Below are 16,584 nucleotides of genomic sequence, written 5' to 3'. Positions count from 1 at the left end.
GGACAGCCTCAATGCATCGCCGCCGCAGGCTTGCCGTGGGGCAGCGGGCGAAGGAACAGGACGAGGGGGGTGACGAGCAGGATGCCCACCGAGAGCAGCCAGAACAGGTCGTTATAGGTCATCACCAGCGCCTCGCGCGCGACCGTCTGGCCGATCTGCTGCACCGCCGCCGCAGGATCGCCGACGCTGCGCGTCACCGTGGCGAGATAATCCTGCAGCGCCACCGAATTGCTGTTGAGCAGGTCGTCGAGCCGTCGGCTGTGCAGGTAGCTGCGCTGGTCCTGGATCGTCGCGATCCCTGCCAGTACCAGCGACCCGCCGATGTTGCGCGCGGCGCTGAACAACCCGGCAGCATCGCCCGCTTCCTCGGGCTTGACCGAGGCGATCGCCGCCTGGTTGAGGAACACAAAGCCGAGGATGGTGCCGACCCCGCGCAGCAGCTGCGAATCGGTGAATGCGCTGCCTACCGACTGCGCGGTGAGCACGGTATCGGTCCAGCAGCTCAGCGCCATCAGCGACAAGCCCATCGCCACCGCGAGGCGGATATCGACATAGCGGATCAGCACCGGCACGAATGGCATCATCAGCAGGCTGGGGATGCCGCTCAGCAACACCACCTTGCCTGATTGCAGCGCGTTGTAATCGGCGATTGCGGCGAGGAACTGCGGGATCACATAGCTGCTGCCGTACAGCACCATGCCGAGCACCAGCCCCATGATCGCGACGCTGCCGAACTGCCGGTCGAGCAGCAGCCGCAGCTTGATCACCGGCTTGGCCGCGAACAGCTGGCCCGCCAGCAGCAGGACGTAGCCGACCACCGTCACCACCGTCAGCTGGATGATCAGCGACGACTGGAACCATTGCTCGCGCTGCCCCTCCTCGAGCACCACGGTCATGCCGCCGAGCCCCAGCGCCAGCCCGACGATGCCAAGCCAGTCCGCCTGCAGCAGATCGCGCAGATGCGCCTTCTGATGCGGCAGCCCGACCAGCAGCAGCACCAGCAGCAGCGCGCCGACGGGGATGTTGAGGAAGAAGGCATAATGCCAGGAAATGTTCTCGGTCAGCCAGCCGCCGATCAGCGGCCCGAGCACCGGCCCGAGGATCGCGGTGACGCCGAACAGCGCGGTGCCGATCGGCTGCTGCGATCGCGGCAGCCGGGTGGCGATGATCGTCATCGCCGTCGGGATCAGCGCGCCGCCGGTGATGCCCTGGCCGGCGCGGCCGATGATCATCATCGTCAGCGTCGTCGACAGGCCGCACACCACCGAAAAGGCGGTAAACAGCACCGAGGCGATGAGCAGGAAAGTGCGCAGGCCGAGCACCCGCTCCAGCCACGCCGAGAGCGGGATAATGATGATCTCGGCGACCAGATAGGAGGTCGCGATCCAGGTGCCCTCGGTGCCGCTGGCGCCGATCTCGCCCTGGATGGTCGGCAGCGCCGAGTTGACGATCGAGATATCGAGCGTCGCCATCAGCGCCCCGAGGCTGCCGGCAGCGACGGCCAGCCAGGCCCCCAGATCGGCGCGCTCGGGCGCGGCCGGCGCGGCGCTGCTCACTGGTTGCCGGCTCCTTGGGCCTGCTGGCGCTGCTCCTGGGCCTGCTCGCGGCGATCGTTATGCTGCTCCTGCTCCTTGCGGATCCGCTCCTTGTCGCCCTTGGCCGAGCGGGTATCCACCGTCACGTCCACCGACATCCCCGGCAGCAGCAGCTGCCGCGTCGCCGGGCCGGCGTCAATTGCGATCCGCACCGGCACGCGCTGGACGATCTTGGTGAAATTGCCCGTCGCGTTCTGCGGCGGCAGCAGCGAGAATTGCGCGCCGGTGCCCGGCGACAGGCTTTGGACGCGGCCATGGATCTCGACTCCCGGCAGCGCATCGACCTCGAGCGTCACCGGCTGGCCGATCCGCATCAACCCGAGCTGCGTTTCCTTGAAATTTGCTTCGATATAAAGCTGCTGCACCGGGACGATCGACATCATCCGGGTGCCCGACTGGACATATTGGCCGACGCGCACCGTCTTGTCGCCAATCCGCCCGTCGACGCTGGCGCGGATCAACGTCGAGCCGAGGTTCACGTTGGCGGCATCGAGCTGCGCGCGGCTGGCTTCGCCCTGCGCGAGCGCCTGCTTCACCTGGGTGTTGAGCGTGCCGATTTTGCGCTGGGCGCTGAGCAGCGCGGCGCGCGCGCTGGCGACCTGGGCGGCGGACTGGCGCGCCTGGTTCTGGAGCTGCGACAGCTTCTCGCGGCTTTCGGCACCGGTGGCGGCGAGGGGGGTGTAGCGAGCCACTTCCGATCGGGCATAAGCGGCATCCGTCTCGGCCGCGCTGAGATCGGACTGCGCCCGCGCCACCGCGGCCTGCTGTTCACCGATCTGCGCGCGCACGCCCGCGGCATTGGCGCGCGCCACGTCGATCTGCGCCTCGACCTGCGCGGTCTGCGCGCGATAATCGCGCGGATCGATCTGGATCAGCGGCTGGCCGGCCTTGACCTGCTGGTTGTCGGCTACCAGCACCTGGTCGACGTAGCCCGACACCTTGGGCGACACGGTAACGGCATCGGCCTGGATATAGGCATCATCCGTGCCCTGCATGTACTTGCCGACGCTCTGATAGCGCAGGAACCACAGCACGCCGCCGATCACGATCAGCGCGAGCACCAGCAACAGCACGATGCGCACACGCGGGTTCTTTAGCGGCGAGGGCTTGGCTGACTTCTTGTCATCGTCCTGCGCGTCGCCCTCGTCCGGCCGAGCGTCATCACTCTCATGGCGAGCGGCTGCCTCGTGCTGCTCGCCATCCCGATGGTCAGGCGCCCGATCGCGGGAGGCGCTGTCGTGCTGATCATGGTCGGCCATGCGGATCTGTCTCGTCGTCGAACGAAGGGAAGATGCCGCAATATTCGCACTTGCAGCAATGCGCAAGACCATTTAATGAGGGTCCTCATAACATGACCGACTGTGAGAGCCTTGCCGGCAGCTTCTTCAGGCTGTTTCTGCGCCTCCACCGCCTCCTCGACAAACGGATGGCGGAGGAGGGGGCTTCGCTGTCGCGCACCAAGATGTTGCTTTACGTGAGCAAGCACGGCCCAGCGCGCGCTGCCGACATTGCCGACTTCTTCGGCTTTGCGCCGCGCACCGTCACCGAGGCGATCGACGGCCTCGAACGCGACGGTTTGGTCACGCGCATGCCCGATGCGCATGATCGTCGGGTCAAGCAGGTGTCGGTCACCCATCAGGGCAGGCGCGTCATAGAGGCGACCGAGCCGCTCCGCCGCGAGCTGATCGACGGTGTGTTCGGCGATCTCGATCCGGCCGAGCGCGAGCAGATGGACGGGATTCTGACAAAGATGATGGCCGCCGTGGAACGCGAAGAGGCGCGGTAGGGCGAAGGATCTACACGCCGCAACAGCCGATGTGGGCCGCAATACCGTCAGTCTACATATGACCGCTCGCGAACGGCAACGCTAGAAAAGCCGTGGCAAACCCTACAGATAAGTCGTGAGGCTGTCAGCCTCTGCTTTTAACCTCTGCCCACAATGCTTCCTTGCTGTCGAGATCGAGGCCTTCGAACGCGTCGCCGGCGATCGCCTCCATGCCGCGGAAGCGCCGCTCGAATTTGGCATTGCCGGCACGCAGGGCCGCTTCCGGGTCGATCCCGAGGTGGCGTGCCCAATTGACCACCGCGAACAGCAGGTCGCCGACTTCTTCCTCCACTGCTTGGGGCGGGGCGCTCGCCACCTCGGCCAGCTCTTCGTCGATCTTCGCACGCGAGCCTGTCGCATCGGGCCAGTCGAACCCGACCCGCGCGGCGCGCTGCTGCAGCTTCACCGCACGCAGCAGCGCTGGCAAACCTCCAGCGACACCTGCTAATGCGCTGGAATCGCTAGCCTTGCCGGCGCGCTCTGCCGCCTTGATGGTCTCCCAACCTGGGTTGGTGGTGGCATCGCCGAAGATATGAGGATGCCGGCGTTCCATCTTGTCGCTGACGGTGGTGACCACATCGGCGAGGGTGAAGGCGCCGGCTTCCTCGGCGATCCGGCTGTGGAATACCACCTGGAGCAGCAGGTCACCCAGCTCGTCCTTGAGATCGGCAGGGTCGTTGCGCTCGATCGCATCTGCCACCTCATAGGCTTCCTCGATCGTGTAGGGGGCGATCGTTGCCCAGGTCTGCGCGACATCCCATTCGCATCCACGCACTGGATCACGCAGCCGCGCCATGATCGCCACCAGCCGATCGATCATCACAACAACCCCTTCGAAAAAGCCTCATCGCCAAGTACGATAATATACATTATGTAAAACTATGAGGGTGGTGCGGTTCCAAGATCAACGTTCGCCCTTCCACCCGCCACGATTTGAGCTTGGACAGGAAGTTCATGCCCAGTACGTCGGTGTCACCGAAGGCCGGCGATACGACAACGCCAAGATCGCGCGCAACGACGTCGCCGAGCCGGATCTCCTCGACGGTGGCGGTCTTGGCGGTGATCGGTCCATTGGCGGTATTGAGCACCATTGGGAACATGCTGTCGGTTGCGTCCAGCCCGGCAGCCGTCGCGGTCTGGGACGAGAGCGCCGTGATCGTCGCGCCACTGTCCACCAGCATCCGCCGCTGCACGCCGCCGATCGTCACCCGGGCCCAGAAATGGCCATCGCCAGCCATCCGGATCCGCGTTTCGCGGCCGACGACCTGCTGGTCGTCTAGCTTGAGAAAGCTGGCGATCCGTTGCAGATACGGGTCGAACTTCTCACGCTGGCTGAGCACCACGAACAGCAAGGCGAAGATGGCGCCCCAGGTAACCAGCATCACCAGCGTGCGCACCACGGGCACGCGGCGCGCGATCAGCGCCGACAGCGGCAGGATCAGCAGCAGCGCGTACAGCAACGCGTTGGCGCCGAGATCCGGGTTCATAGCCGGAATTCTTGCCCATCATAGCCGGGCTCGACGCCTGCCGGCAGCGCCGCCGCGACCGTCGCGTAATCCATGCTGTGGTCCATGTGGATAAAGGCGGCGCGGGTCGGTGCGAGCGCCTCGATCCAGCCGAGTACCTGCGGCACATCGGGATGGGTTGGATGCGGCGCATAACGCAGTGCGTCGACGATCCACAGGTCGAGGCCCTGGTAGATTTCCCGCATCGCCGGGGTCAACTCGTGGAAGTCAGTGGCATAGCCTGCCACCGCGCCCCCTGCCTCGATCCGCAAGCCTGCCGAGAAGATCTTGCCATGCGGCTGGTCGACCACCGAGATGGTGATCCCGCCGATCGTCAGCCGGTCCGGCAGCTCGGCGCCGTCGACGGTGGGCGGATAGCCCTGCCGTCCGGCGAACACATAGGTGAAGCGCTCGCGCAGCGCCTGCAGCGTCGGCGCGCGGGCATAGCCGAGCACCGGCCGGCCAAGCGCGTGGAAGATCTGGCGGACGTCGTCGATGCCGTGGCAATGATCGGCATGGTCGTGGGTCCAGATGATCGCGTCCACCGCGCCCACCTCGGCGGCAAGCAATTGCTCGCGCATGTCGGGGCTGGTGTCGACCAGCACGCGCACGCCGTCATGCTCGATCAGGATGGAGGCGCGGGTGCGGCGGTTGCGCGGCTCGGCGGGGTCGCACGCGCCCCAGTCGTTGCCGATTCGTGGCACGCCGGATGACGTGCCCGAGCCGAGGATGCGGATCCTCAAGCCTTGGTTTTCCCGAACAAGGCGAAGAAGTTGGCGGCAGTCGTTGCGGCGAGATCGTCGGTCGTTTCATCCCGCAGCTTGGCGAGAAACGCCGCGGTATCGGCGACGAAGGCAGGCTCGCCCGGCTTGCCGCGATGCGGGATAGGCGCGAGAAACGGCGCATCGGTCTCGATCAGCAGCCGCTCCGCGGGCAATCGCGCGGCCACGGCTTGCAACTCGAGCGCGTTCTTGAAGGTCACGATGCCTGAGATGGAGATGTAGAGACCGAGCGCAAGTGCCTGATCAGCAAAGGCTCCGCTCGCGGTGAAACAGTGGATGACGCCGGTGTAGGCCCCCTCCTCCATCTCCTCGCGCATGATTGCCAGCGTATCCTCCTCGGCATCGCGCGTATGTACGATGATAGGCAAGTTAGCGGCGCGGGCGGCGCCAATATGGGCGCGAAAGCTGGCTTGCTGCCGCGTCCGATCCGAATGGTCATAATGATAGTCGAGCCCACTCTCGCCGATCGCGACCACCCGCGGGTGCGCGGCACGCGCGACCAACGCAGCGGTGTCGATGTGCGGGTGGTGATCCGCGTCATGAGGATGGATCCCCACCGACGCCCAGACGTCGGGCTCGCGCTCGGCGGTCGCGATCACCGCATCCCACTCGCTTTCGCGGGTCGAGATGTTGAGCATGGCCCCTACCCCGCGCGCGCGAGCGCGATCGAGCACCGCCGCCTGGTCGTCGACCAGGCCCTTGTAGTTGAGGTGGCAATGGCTGTCGGCGAACATCACGCCGCTTCGACCGGCAGCTCGAGCCGCGGGAAGGCGGGGGTCGGCGCGAGGATGCGGAAGCCCTCCCCCGCCTTGCGGGCATACCAGCCATCGTCGTCGACCGCGGCATGATCGCGCTCGTCGGCGCCGATCTGGTCAAGCACGCGCGCGGCCCCGCCAGGCACCACCGGCAGGATCGCGATCGCCAACATCCTGATCGCGCGCACCAGCGTCCCCAGCACCGCGTGCATCCGCGCCGGATCGGTCTTGCGCAGCGCCCAGGGCGCCTGGACGTCGATATACTGGTTGCAGGCGAATACCCCGCGCATCCAGGCCTCGATCCCCTGCGACAGCAGCAGGTCGGTGAAGCCGGCCTTGAGCGCCGCGCAGGCGACGACGATCTCCTCGATCAGCATCGCATCCGCCGGATCGCTACGGCCGGCATCAGGGAAGGCGCCATCGAGGTTCTTGGCGATGAACGACAAGGTGCGCTGGGCGAGGTTGCCAAAGCTGTTGGCGAGTTCGGCATTGACGCGGGTGACGATCGCCTCGGCCGAATAGCTGCCATCCTGGCCGAAGCTGACGTCGCGGAGCAAGAAGTAGCGCAGCGCGTCGACGCCGAAGGCATCGGCCAACTCGCCCGGGTCGACCACGTTGCCGAGCGATTTGGACATCTTCTCGCCGCGGTGGAGCAGGAAACCGTGACCAAACACGCTCTTGGGCAGCGCAATCCCCGCCGACATCAGAAACGCCGGCCAATAGACCGCGTGGAAACGCACGATGTCCTTGCCGATCAGGTGCAGATCGGCCGGCCAGTAGCGCCATTCGTCGCCCTTGTCCGGATAGCCCGCACCAGTCAGATAGTTGGTCAGCGCGTCGACCCACACGTACATGACATGGCCATCACTGCCCGGCACCGGCACGCCCCAGTCGAAGCTGGTCCGCGACACCGACAAGTCCGACAGGCCGCCCTCGACGAAGCGGACTATCTCGTTGCGGCGACCATCGGGACGGACGAAGTCGGGCTCGGCAGCGTAGAGATCGAGCAGCGGCTGCTGGTATTTGGACAGGCGGAAGAACCAGCTCTCCTCGGCGGTCCACTCCACCGGCGTGCCCTGCGGCGATAGCCGGGCATCGCCCTCCCCGCTTAGTTCCTTCTCATCGTAGAAGGCCTCGTCCCGCACCGAATACCAGCCCTCGTAACGGCTGAGATACAGGTCGCCATTGGCTTCCATGGCCTGCCAGATCGCTTGGCTGGCGCGATAATGATCGGCGTCGGTGGTGCGGATGAAGCGATCGTAGGAGATCGACAGCCGGTCGCACATAGCCTTGAACATTGACGACATCTCGGTAGCGAGATCGGCGACCGCGACGCCGCGATCGCGCGCGGTCTGGACCATCTTGAGACCATGTTCGTCGGTGCCGGTCTGGAAGCGCACATCGCGCCCCGCCTGCCGCTGGAAGCGCGCAATCGCGTCGGCGGCGATCGCTTCATAGGCATGGCCGATGTGCGGGCGGCCATTGGGGTAGCTGATGGCAGTGGTGATGTAGAAGGGTTCGGCCATGCCGCGGCTCCTAGAGCATCCCCCGAGGCAGGTGAAGCCGCTGCGTTGCCTCAGTGCAGCGCGGCGAGAATCCCGCTCATCTCGAACACCGTCGCCTGCGGATCGAGCGACAGGCCGAGCGCCGCGCCGGCCAGATCGCGTGCGGCGGCCTGGGCATCGATCGCCGCCTTGAGCCGCACGCCCGACCGCGCGCGCGCCTCGCGGGCGATCATTGTCGCTGCCCGCTCCAAGAACAGCGCATACCGATCGGCATTGGCCTTGCCCGCCAACGTCCTCGCGAGCCGCGTCCGGCGACTGTTGTCGGGATCGCCGGTCTCGGCAATCGCGCCGATCGCGGCATCGAGGCCGGCGACATCAAGCCCCGCGTAGCGAAGCGCCCGCCCCGGCGCGCCGTCGCCGGTGCGAACCAGGGCGGCGATGTCGTCCTCGGCGGCGTCGGGTAGGCGCTGGCGCAGCGCTGCTGCCATGTCGTCATGGTTGAGAGAGCCGAACCGAAGCAGCCGGCACCGCGATCGGATCGTCGGAAGTAGTCGCCCCGGCGCGTGGCTGATCAGCAGGAAGACGGTACCCGCCGGCGGCTCCTCCAGGTTCTTGAGTAGCGCGTTGGCACCGTTGCGCTCGAGATCGTCGACCGCATCGATCAGCACGATTCGCCTCGGTCCCATAGACGGGCGGGTCGCGAACATCGGCTGGAGCGAGCGGACCTGCGCGATGCTGATACTGCGGGCGATATCCTGGTCTGGCTTGTCGGGATCCTTGGCCAGGCGGGTGAGCAGCCGGAAATCAGGATGCGACCCAGCCTCCATCAGTGCGCGGGCCTGCACGCCCTCGGGCACCGTGAAGCCGTCCGGAAGGTTGGCCGCGCCGGCTGCCTCGGCAAGCAGGCGCTGTGCTGCCATCCTGGCAAAGCTCGCCTTGCCCACGCCTTCGGGACCGACCAGCAGCCAGGCGTGGTGGAGCGTCCCCCCGCGCATCGCCGCGGCGAAGGCGGCGTGCGCGGCAGTGTTGCCGAACAAGGTCACCCGATCACCCGCGCCCCGATCAACCGAACAGCGACTTCAAGCCGGCCCAGGCGCGCCCGAAGAACCCTGCCTCGCCGACATCCTCGGCGGCGACCAGCGGCAGATGCTGCTCGGGCAGCCCTGCCGAGGTGATGACCAGATCGGCGACGTGCTGGCCTGCCTTGATCGGTGCCTTGATCGGCCCTTCGTAGACGATCTTGCCTGCCATTTGCGGCACCGCACCTGCCGGCAGCGCGACGGTGAGCTGTTCGGGGGCGACCAAGCCGACGCTGCTCGAACTGCCCATCTGCACCTCGGCGGTGCCGACCTGCTTGCCCTTGGCGACGACGGGCTTGGCCTGCCAGGCTCGGAAGCCCCATTCCATGAAGCGCACCGATTCCTCGGCTCGGCCGGTCGAGCTGGTCAGCCCGGCGACCACCATTACCAGGCGACGACCATTCTGCTGGGCCGAGCCGGTAAAGCCGTAGCCGGCCTCGTCGGTGTGACCCGTCTTGAGTCCATCGGCGCCGGCGACGCGGCCCAGCAGCGGATCGCGGTTGGCCTGGGTAATGTCGCTGCCGGCGCCCAGGGTCTTGCCCCAGGTGAAGCTGGGCAGCGAATAGAAGCGCTTATAGAGATCCGGGAAGTCCTTGATCGTCGCCGAGGCGAGATGCGCGAGGTCACGCGCGGTGACATAGGTCACGCCATTGTCCGGCCAGCCGTTGGCGGTGCCGAAATGGCTGTTGCTGAGGCCGAGCCGCTTGGCGGCGTCGTTCATGCGATCGGTGAAGGTCTGTTCGGTACCCGAAATGCCCTCGGCGAGCACGACGCAGGCATCGTTGCCCGACAAGGTGACGATGCCCTTGAGCAGGTTCTCGACGCTGACATTCTCGTTGGGCGAGAGGAACATCGTCGAGCCGGCCTGCGGACCATGCCACTTCTGCCAGGTCTCGGGACGGACGGTGAAGGTCTGGTCGAGCTTGAGTTCGCCCTTCTTGACCATCTCGAAGGCGACATAAACGGTCATCATCTTCGCCATCGAGGCCGGCGGCATCCGCCGATCGGCATCGCGATTGTACAGCACCGCACCCGACGACAGATCCTCCATAAAGGCGATCGGCGCGGTACCCTGGAATTGCGGCGCGGCCGCCATGCCGGGGACGGCGAACGACCCTACCACGAGGGAGACAGCGAGCGGGGCGGCGATCAGCTTGTTCATGGATGGGTGGTCCGACTTGGAAGGAAAACGCGATCCGCACACCGGATCTGGACTGGAAGGCAGGCTCTGGACGTCGCCATAACGGCGCGGTGAAGCGACGTCACGCGGGCGTTATCGCCCCTGCCATCTTTGTATCGCGGTGCAGGCGGCGCGATCAAGATCGCACCGGCTAGTCGCGCTCATCCTCCGACTGCATCGGCAAGTAACCCGACCGACAAGGCGTAGAAGTTGGAGCAATTGTAATCGAGGATGACGCGGTAGTTGCCGGTCAGCAGATAGGCGGTGGCGCCGGGGCCGTCGGGCTCGATCAGCGTCGCGAGCACGTCGTCGGCTGGCCAGCCGCGTGCCTGCGGCGTCAGCCCAAGCGCGCGCCATTCGGCGATTGTCCGCCAGCGGCTGTGGCGCTCGAACACGCGCGGGCAGCGCGGCGAGACCAGGCGATTGGTGAGATCCGCGCGGTTCAGCGTCAGTGGCACGCTGACGGCGAGACCCCAGGGTTGCCCCCGTCGCCAACCCGCGTCGGCGAAATAGTTGCCGATCGAGGCGAGCGTGTCTGCGGGGCTGTTCCAGATATCGGCCTTGCCATCGCCATCGCCGTCACGGGCGATCCGGAGGTACACCGAGGGAAGGAATTGCGGGTTGCCGGTGGCACCAGCCCAGCTCCCTTTCAGCTGCTCGCGCGAGACGCCGCGATCGAGCATCTTGAGCCCGGCGATGAACTCGCCCGCGAACAGCTCCCGTCGGCGCCCTTCATAGGCAAGGCTGGCCAGACTGCGCAGCAGATCGAAGCTGCCGGTATAGGTGCCGTAATTGGTTTCATGGCCCCAGATCGCGACCATGATCGACTCCGGCACGCCGGTCTGCTGCTCGACGCGGCTGAGGCGGGCGCGTTGGGCCAGAAAGGTGTCGCGACCGCGCGCGATACGCGCGCCATCGACATGGGCGGTCTTGTAGGGCGCGAACGGCGGTGTTGCGGTGCTGCCGGGATTGCCCGGTTGAGCGCGATCGAGCTGGATGGTGCGGTCGCTGAGCGTCAGCGTCGGGAACACCGCATCGATCGTGCCCTGGGTGACGCCGGCCGTCAGCGCCTGCTGGCGCAGCATGGGCAAATAGGCCTGGAAGCCCTGCTCGTCCTGCGCTGCGGCTGGCGCGATGCAGGACGTCGCGGCGATGACACCCAAGGCGCCGCGCCGCAGCCACACTGATACTCTGTTGCCCCACATGCTGCAAAACTGCCACAGCGAGCCCGGGCGGTGAACCCCTTATCGTCCCGGCTCTTGCACGTGACGGCGCGGTGCGACTATCGGGAGCGCAGCGCGGAGAGGTGGCCGAGTGGTTTAAGGCAGCGGTCTTGAAAACCGCCGTAGGTGCAAGCTTACCGTGGGTTCGAATCCCACCCTCTCCGCCAACCGCTTGGGCTAGGGCTTGTCGCCCTGGGCACGGCACCGGTCCGAGCAATATTTGACGTTGTCCCAATCGCGCGCCCACTTCTTGCGCCAGGCGAACGGGCGCGCACAGGCGGCGCAGGTCTTGGTCGGCAGGGTGAGCTTGTGGTGCGCCATGGTCAGCGGTTGAGCGCGACCAGCTGGTCGAACAGCTCCATCGGCAGCGGGCGGTGGAAGCGGCAGCCGGCCGCGAAGTCGTCGGCCCACATCACATCGGCGGCGATGGGATCGGCGCCCGGCAGGGTCAGCCAGATAACGCTGCCCTTGGTGAGCTCGACATAGGTCTGGAGGCGGGCGCCGTGGATCGAGACGTCCACCACCCGGCACAGCGATCGACCGGCCTTGCCGATCTCGGCATCGAGCGACACCGGCGCGCGCGGCATGTGGCGCTGCTCGTCTATCTCGGCAGGTTCGAATTCCGCGGCGAACATGGGACCGGTGTAAAATCCGGTAGTTAACGCCGCGTCAAGCGGCCGGCCTCGACTTGGCGCGAGACCGGCCGAAAGCATCAGCTCTTGCGGAGGGTGAGACCACCACCGAAGCGTTTGTTGAAGCGGGCGACCTGGCCGCCGGTATCGAGCATCGTGCCGCGACCACCGGTCCAGGCGGGATGCGCCAGCGGGTCGATGTCGAGGGTCATCGTGTCGCCTTCCTTGCCCCAGGTGGAGCGGGTCTCGAACACAGTGCCATCGGTCATCTGGACCTTAATGGTGTGATAGTCGGGATGGGTATCGGCCTTCATCGTCTATGCTCCGGCAATGGCTGGTTCCGACCAGCCCTGGAAAAGAGGCGCGCCCCTAGCGGATCGCGCCCCGAACTTCAAGATAACTTCGCTAAGGTCGCGCATAGGCGCCATGGCTCAGGCCTTGGGCGGATCGGCGATCATCGCGGTAAAGTTAGCTTCGGCAACCACTTGGCCATCGATTTTCGCAACGCCCGAGAACTTGCAGACGCTCGAGCGCTTCTGCACGAACTCGACCTCGAGCCGCAGCAGCACGCCCGGCTCGACCGGCTTCCTGAACTTGGCGCCGTCGATTGCCATAAAGTAGACGAGCTTGCCCGACCCGGCGAGGCCGAGGCTTTCGACCGCGAGGATCCCCGCGGCCTGGGCCAACGCCTCGACGATCAGCACGCCCGGCATGATCGGTCGGCCGGGGAAATGCCCCTGGAAGAACTGCTCGTTGATCGTCACCGCCTTGATCGCCGCGATCGACCGGTCGGGAACGAGTTCCTCGACACGGTCGACGAGCAGCATCGGATAACGATGCGGCAGCGCCGCCATGACCCGCCCGATATCGAGCGCGGTCATGACGGGCTTGTCGGTGGCTTGCGTCACCGCCGTGTCGCTCAACGGCCCGTTGGCGCGTTGCGCGGGCTCGCCGGCGCCGCGGTGCCCGTGGCAGCCGGAGCCGCACCGGCCGGACCAGCCTGCTGACGACGCATTTCGTTGACATAGACCAGCTGGCGATACTGCTGGAGCAGCTGCACGGTATCCTGGCTCGGCTGCCAGTTGGCCGGCGCGGTGGTGGTCACGGTCGGCGTCGAGCGGTCGATCTCGGCGATCACGTCACGGGTCACGTCGGTCGCGGCCGGCGCATATTGCACGGCGTTGGGCGCGAGCACGAGGTTGATCTTCTTCGCCGCGACCACCGCCTGGAGCGCGGGATCATACTTCTGGGCGATCTGCTCGAGCGCATAGGCCTGGGCCTTCAGCGCCGGCGCATTAAGCGCGTCGATCGCAGGCTGCGCCTTGGTCTCGGCGGCACGAACCTGATTGCCGAGCGCGCTGCCCTGGGCCTGGCCGGCCTGGAGCTCGGCCTGCGAGACTTGGCCATCCTTGTTGGTGTCGAGGATGGTGCGGATCTGGTTGCGCAGCGCGGTCTGCTGGGTGTTGGCCTGATCGAGCTGGGTCTTGAACTGGGTGGAGATCGTCTGGTTGGCGGCGGCGAACGCCTTGGCCGACAGGATTGCCGCATCCGGCTGGGCGGTGGCGATACCGCCGGTCTGGGCGGCAGCGGCAGTGCCGAGCAGTGCGACCGAGGCGCCGGCGAGTGCCGCCAGCGAAGTCTTGATGATGGTCTTCATTAGAACTGCGTCCCTACGTTGAAGGTGATGAGCTTGGGGTCGTCGCCGGCCTGCGAGATCAAGGCCTTGGCCAGATCGATGCGCAGCGGACCAAATGGCGAGTTCCAGTTGACGCCGATGCCGATGGTCACGCGCGGCAGCGCGCTGCTGCCGTAATATACCTCGTTGAACGGCGAAATCGAGGTCTGGTACAGCGTGTTGGTCGAGCTGCCGGTGCAGGCGCCGCCCGCGACCGAGGAATAGCCGATCGCGCAGGTGGTGTACGCGCCGGCGTTGGTCGTGTCGGTGGACGACACCAGATACAATGGCCGGCCCGCGCTGTCATACACCTGGCTGGAAATCGGCAGCACGGTGACGTTGCCGGCGGCATCGGTGATGGTCGGGAACTTGGTGGTCGGCAGCGGCTTGGTCAGGCTGAACAAGCTGCCCGCCTGAACGTAGATCGACGGCCGCAGCCCGAGCTCGCGGGCACCGGCGCCCAAGGGAATCTCGAGCTCGGCACGCGCCAGGTAATAAGCGTTGCCGCCGAGCGCATCGTCGGTGATCGAATCCTTGTCGGTGACCAGCACCTGCTGACCGGCATCGTTGGTGGTATAAGGGATCCGCTTCACGCGCGGGCCGATGCCGCGGATGTCGAAGCCGCGGAACTGCGGCATGCCGAGATAGAAGCGATCGGTGATGCGAACGCTGTCGATGCCTTCGCCGCGACTGCCCTCGAGCGACTTGATATAGCCGCCCTCGCCGACCAGCGAGGCGACGAAGCCACCGCCGATGCCCCAGAATTTGGACCCTTCGGCGCGGGTGCGGATATACTTCACGTCGCCACCGAGACCGGCGAAATCCTGGCTGAACGACACGCGCGAACCGGCGGTCGGGCGCAGGCGGCTGTTGAGGCTGTCATAGATCAGCGAGTAGCCGACCGACGAGGTCCAGCGATTGCCGATCGCCTCGCAGAGATAGCGGCCGGCCTTGAGCGGATCGCAGACACCGTCGGTGAAATAGGTCGCCTGATCAAGCCCGACCTTGTCGTAGGACAGGCCATAGCGGCCCGACAGCGACCAATATTCGGTGAGCGGCACGCCGGCACGGACCTGGAAGCCGGTGGACACCTGCGAGTAGGTGGTCTGGCGATCGTCGCCGACATAGTTGAACGAGTTATAGTCGCGGCGGAACAGATCGACACCGACCGCGACGTTCTTGTCGAACAGATAGGGCTCGGTGAAGCCCAGCTCGATCGACTTGGAATAGCTCGAATAGTTGACGCCGGCACGCAGCTCCTGGCCCTTGCCGCGAAAATTGCGCTGAGTGATGTTGGCCTGGATGATGAACTGCTCGAGGCTGGAATAGCCGACCGAGAGCTGCAGCTCGCCGGTGGACTTCTCTTCAAGCGTGGTGTCGAGCACGATCCGGTCAGGCTGCGAGCCCGGATTCTGCTTGATCTCCATCTTGTCCTGGAAATAGCCCAGCGAATTGATGCGATCCTGCGACCGCTTGACCTGGAAGCTGTTGAAGGCGTCGCCCTCCGCCAAGCGGATTTCACGACGCACCACCTTGTCCTGCGTCTGGGTGTTGCCGTTGATGTCGATCCGCTCGACATAGGTGCGCTGCGCCTGCGCGATGTGGAAGTTGATCCCCATCGTCAGCGTGTCGGCGTCGCGGTTGTAATCGGGATTTACGTCGGTGAAGGCGTAGCCGAACAGGCCGGCAGCCTCACTGAGATGGTCGATCGAATCCTCGACCTGCTTGGCGTTGTACCAGTCGCCCTTCTTGATCGGCAGGCTGGCGGCGAGCTTCTTGTTGTCGAAGTCGCGGATCTCGCTGTCGACGGTGACGTCGCCGAACTTGTAGCGCTTACCCTCTTCCACCACGTAAGTGATGATGAAGTCGCTCTTGTCCGGCGTCAGCTCGGCCACCGCGGAGGTGACGCGGAAATCCGCATAGCCTTCCGTCAGATAATATTGCCGCATCTTCTGCTGATCGTAGTTCAGGCGATCCTGATCGTACGAGGTGTTCGACGAGAGCAGGCGGAACCAGCGCGACTGCTTGGTCGCCATCTGGCCGCGCAGGGTATCGTCGGAAAACACCTCGTTGCCGATGATGTTGATCTGGCGGACCTTGGACTTGGGGCCCTCGGTGATCTCGAACACCACGTCGACGCGGTTCTGATCGAGGCTGACCATCTTGGGGCTGACCACGGCGGCGAAGCGACCCTGGCGGCGATACAGCTCGATGATCCGCGTGACATCCTGGCGGACCGCGGTGCGGGTGAAGATCTGCCGCGGGGCGAGCTTGATCTCCTTGGTGATCTTGTCGGTCTTGAGCGCCTTGTTGCCCTCGAGGATGACGCGGTTGATGATCGGATTTTCACGGATCCGAACCACGATGTCGCCCGTTTCAACACCGGCGATCGAGAATTCGACGAACAGATCGCTCGCCTGCAGGTCCTTGAGCGCCTGATCGAGGGTTTCGGGCGTATAGGAAATGCCGACGCGCAGCTTGGTGTAGGAGAGCACCGTCTCGGGCTCGATGCGCTGGGCACCCTCGACGCGCAACGTCTTGATGGTGCGTATGACTGCGGGGGCGACCGGGGTGACGCCAGCCGGCGCAGTGACCTGCGCGCCGGGTGCTCCGGGCGCCGCGGGCGTTGCCGCCGGACGACCGGCGGGTGCCGCGGCGGGCGTGGGCGCCGGCGCAGGCGCCGGGGCGGTCTGGGCCATCGCAGGTACGCCCGACAGTACGGTGCCGGTCAGCAGCACCGCGCCCGCACGGACGAACTTGGAACTCTTCATCGCTGTCACTCAACCCACCCCGAAAATACGCAAGACCCGCAGGTCTTGATTTAGCGC

At 65.8% G+C, this 16,584-nt stretch carries 17 protein-coding genes and 1 tRNA gene; 2 read left to right on the top strand and 16 right to left on the bottom strand.

Annotated elements, in window-relative coordinates:
- Nucleotides 1–8: 8 nt before the first annotated feature.
- Together AC07M8_RS11310 and AC07M8_RS11305 are read right to left on the bottom strand one after the other, a co-directional pair.
- Entirely contained in the window at nt 9–1,556 is a 1,548-nt protein-coding gene (locus AC07M8_RS11310; RefSeq protein ID WP_495174438.1) for an MDR family MFS transporter, read from the bottom strand.
- Nucleotides 1,553–2,854: an HlyD family secretion protein gene (locus AC07M8_RS11305; RefSeq protein WP_495174437.1), complete on the bottom strand. Its 1,302-nt coding sequence runs from the start codon at nt 2,852–2,854 to the stop codon at nt 1,553–1,555. The genes AC07M8_RS11310 and AC07M8_RS11305 overlap by 4 nt, the downstream gene beginning before the upstream one ends.
- Before the next feature lie 32 nt (nt 2,855–2,886).
- Between AC07M8_RS11305 and AC07M8_RS11300 the strand changes: the two genes are divergently transcribed.
- Entirely contained in the window at nt 2,887–3,381 is a 495-nt protein-coding gene (locus tag AC07M8_RS11300) for a MarR family winged helix-turn-helix transcriptional regulator (RefSeq protein ID WP_495174436.1), read from the top strand.
- A gap of 124 nt (nt 3,382–3,505) precedes the next feature.
- On the opposite strand, the gene mazG is transcribed toward AC07M8_RS11300, so the two are convergent.
- The 8 genes from mazG to AC07M8_RS11260 all read right to left on the bottom strand — a co-directional run bounded on the left by mazG (nt 3,506) and on the right by AC07M8_RS11260 (nt 11,431).
- Nucleotides 3,506–4,240, bottom strand: coding sequence for a nucleoside triphosphate pyrophosphohydrolase (gene mazG / locus AC07M8_RS11295; RefSeq protein WP_495174435.1), 735 nt, complete (start codon nt 4,238–4,240; stop codon nt 3,506–3,508).
- A gap of 49 nt (nt 4,241–4,289) precedes the next feature.
- Entirely contained in the window at nt 4,290–4,907 is a 618-nt protein-coding gene (locus AC07M8_RS11290) for a retropepsin-like aspartic protease family protein (RefSeq protein WP_495174434.1), read from the bottom strand.
- Entirely contained in the window at nt 4,904–5,668 is a 765-nt protein-coding gene (locus tag AC07M8_RS11285; protein ID WP_495174433.1) for an MBL fold metallo-hydrolase, read from the bottom strand. The genes AC07M8_RS11290 and AC07M8_RS11285 overlap by 4 nt, the downstream gene beginning before the upstream one ends.
- On the bottom strand, nt 5,665–6,441 hold the full coding sequence (locus AC07M8_RS11280; protein WP_495174432.1) for a TatD family hydrolase: 777 nt from the start codon (nt 6,439–6,441) through the stop codon (nt 5,665–5,667). Before AC07M8_RS11280 ends, AC07M8_RS11285 begins: the two co-directional genes overlap by 4 nt.
- Entirely contained in the window at nt 6,441–7,988 is a 1,548-nt protein-coding gene (metG, locus tag AC07M8_RS11275) for a methionine--tRNA ligase (RefSeq protein ID WP_495174431.1), read from the bottom strand. The genes AC07M8_RS11280 and metG overlap by 1 nt, the downstream gene beginning before the upstream one ends.
- 50 nt (nt 7,989–8,038) lie before the next feature.
- Entirely contained in the window at nt 8,039–9,010 is a 972-nt protein-coding gene (locus tag AC07M8_RS11270) for a DNA polymerase III delta subunit-related protein (RefSeq protein WP_495174430.1), read from the bottom strand.
- 19 nt (nt 9,011–9,029) lie between these two features.
- Nucleotides 9,030–10,208, bottom strand: coding sequence for a D-alanyl-D-alanine carboxypeptidase family protein (locus AC07M8_RS11265; RefSeq protein ID WP_495174429.1), 1,179 nt, complete (start codon nt 10,206–10,208; stop codon nt 9,030–9,032).
- A gap of 179 nt (nt 10,209–10,387) precedes the next feature.
- The gene (locus tag AC07M8_RS11260) at nt 10,388–11,431 is read right to left on the bottom strand and encodes a lytic murein transglycosylase (RefSeq protein WP_495174428.1); all 1,044 of its coding nucleotides are present in this window, start codon (nt 11,429–11,431) and stop codon (nt 10,388–10,390) included.
- Nucleotides 11,432–11,526: 95 nt separating this feature from the next.
- Here AC07M8_RS11260 and AC07M8_RS11255 point away from each other — a divergent pair.
- A tRNA-Ser gene (locus AC07M8_RS11255) sits at nt 11,527–11,616 on the top strand.
- A gap of 10 nt (nt 11,617–11,626) precedes the next feature.
- On the opposite strand, the gene AC07M8_RS11250 is transcribed toward AC07M8_RS11255, so the two are convergent.
- The 6 genes from AC07M8_RS11250 to bamA all read right to left on the bottom strand — a co-directional run bounded on the left by AC07M8_RS11250 (nt 11,627) and on the right by bamA (nt 16,527).
- Nucleotides 11,627–11,770, bottom strand: coding sequence for a DUF2256 domain-containing protein (locus AC07M8_RS11250; RefSeq protein WP_267393136.1), 144 nt, complete (start codon nt 11,768–11,770; stop codon nt 11,627–11,629).
- Between the two features lie 2 nt (nt 11,771–11,772).
- Nucleotides 11,773–12,084, bottom strand: coding sequence for a PilZ domain-containing protein (locus tag AC07M8_RS11245; protein ID WP_267393134.1), 312 nt, complete (start codon nt 12,082–12,084; stop codon nt 11,773–11,775).
- Nucleotides 12,085–12,161: 77 nt separating this feature from the next.
- Complete coding sequence (rpmE, locus tag AC07M8_RS11240) at nt 12,162–12,395, bottom strand: 50S ribosomal protein L31 (RefSeq protein WP_267393132.1); 234 nt, start codon at nt 12,393–12,395, stop codon at nt 12,162–12,164.
- Between the two features lie 117 nt (nt 12,396–12,512).
- Nucleotides 12,513–12,962, bottom strand: a complete 450-nt coding sequence (gene fabZ / locus AC07M8_RS11235) for a 3-hydroxyacyl-ACP dehydratase FabZ (protein ID WP_267393582.1) — start codon at nt 12,960–12,962, stop codon at nt 12,513–12,515.
- Nucleotides 12,963–13,000: 38 nt separating this feature from the next.
- Complete coding sequence (locus AC07M8_RS11230) at nt 13,001–13,738, bottom strand: OmpH/Skp family outer membrane protein (protein WP_495174427.1); 738 nt, start codon at nt 13,736–13,738, stop codon at nt 13,001–13,003.
- The gene (gene bamA / locus AC07M8_RS11225; protein WP_495174426.1) at nt 13,738–16,527 is read right to left on the bottom strand and encodes an outer membrane protein assembly factor BamA; all 2,790 of its coding nucleotides are present in this window, start codon (nt 16,525–16,527) and stop codon (nt 13,738–13,740) included. The genes AC07M8_RS11230 and bamA overlap by 1 nt, the downstream gene beginning before the upstream one ends.
- Between the last annotated feature and the right edge of the window lie 57 nt (nt 16,528–16,584).

The sequence above is a fragment of the Sphingomonas sp. GW821-FHT09E03 genome (assembly GCF_059416225.1).
Note: the sequence above shows the minus strand (reverse complement) of the source record. Positions and strands in the feature narration are given on the sequence as shown.

Bases quoted from the DNA above. Each gene is read 5' to 3' on its own strand.
- AC07M8_RS11265 (WP_495174429.1), bottom strand. From the start codon at position 10,208: ATGAACAAGCTGATCGCCGCCCCGCTCGCTGTCTCCCTCGTGGTAGGG.
- AC07M8_RS11290 (WP_495174434.1), bottom strand. From the start codon at position 4,907: ATGAACCCGGATCTCGGCGCCAACGCGTTGCTGTACGCGCTGCTGCTG.
- AC07M8_RS11230 (WP_495174427.1), bottom strand. From the start codon at position 13,738: ATGAAGACCATCATCAAGACTTCGCTGGCGGCACTCGCCGGCGCCTCG.
- metG (WP_495174431.1), bottom strand. From the start codon at position 7,988: ATGGCCGAACCCTTCTACATCACCACTGCCATCAGCTACCCCAATGGC.
- rpmE (WP_267393132.1), bottom strand. From the start codon at position 12,395: ATGAAGGCCGATACCCATCCCGACTATCACACCATTAAGGTCCAGATG.
- fabZ (WP_267393582.1), bottom strand. From the start codon at position 12,962: ATGACCGCGCTCGATATCGGGCGGGTCATGGCGGCGCTGCCGCATCGT.
- AC07M8_RS11305 (WP_495174437.1), bottom strand. From the start codon at position 2,854: ATGGCCGACCATGATCAGCACGACAGCGCCTCCCGCGATCGGGCGCCT.
- AC07M8_RS11250 (WP_267393136.1), bottom strand. From the start codon at position 11,770: ATGGCGCACCACAAGCTCACCCTGCCGACCAAGACCTGCGCCGCCTGT.
- AC07M8_RS11280 (WP_495174432.1), bottom strand. From the start codon at position 6,441: ATGTTCGCCGACAGCCATTGCCACCTCAACTACAAGGGCCTGGTCGAC.
- AC07M8_RS11245 (WP_267393134.1), bottom strand. From the start codon at position 12,084: ATGTTCGCCGCGGAATTCGAACCTGCCGAGATAGACGAGCAGCGCCAC.
- AC07M8_RS11300 (WP_495174436.1), top strand. From the start codon at position 2,887: ATGCCGCAATATTCGCACTTGCAGCAATGCGCAAGACCATTTAATGAG.
- AC07M8_RS11260 (WP_495174428.1), bottom strand. From the start codon at position 11,431: ATGTGGGGCAACAGAGTATCAGTGTGGCTGCGGCGCGGCGCCTTGGGT.
- bamA (WP_495174426.1), bottom strand. From the start codon at position 16,527: ATGAAGAGTTCCAAGTTCGTCCGTGCGGGCGCGGTGCTGCTGACCGGC.
- mazG (WP_495174435.1), bottom strand. From the start codon at position 4,240: ATGATCGATCGGCTGGTGGCGATCATGGCGCGGCTGCGTGATCCAGTG.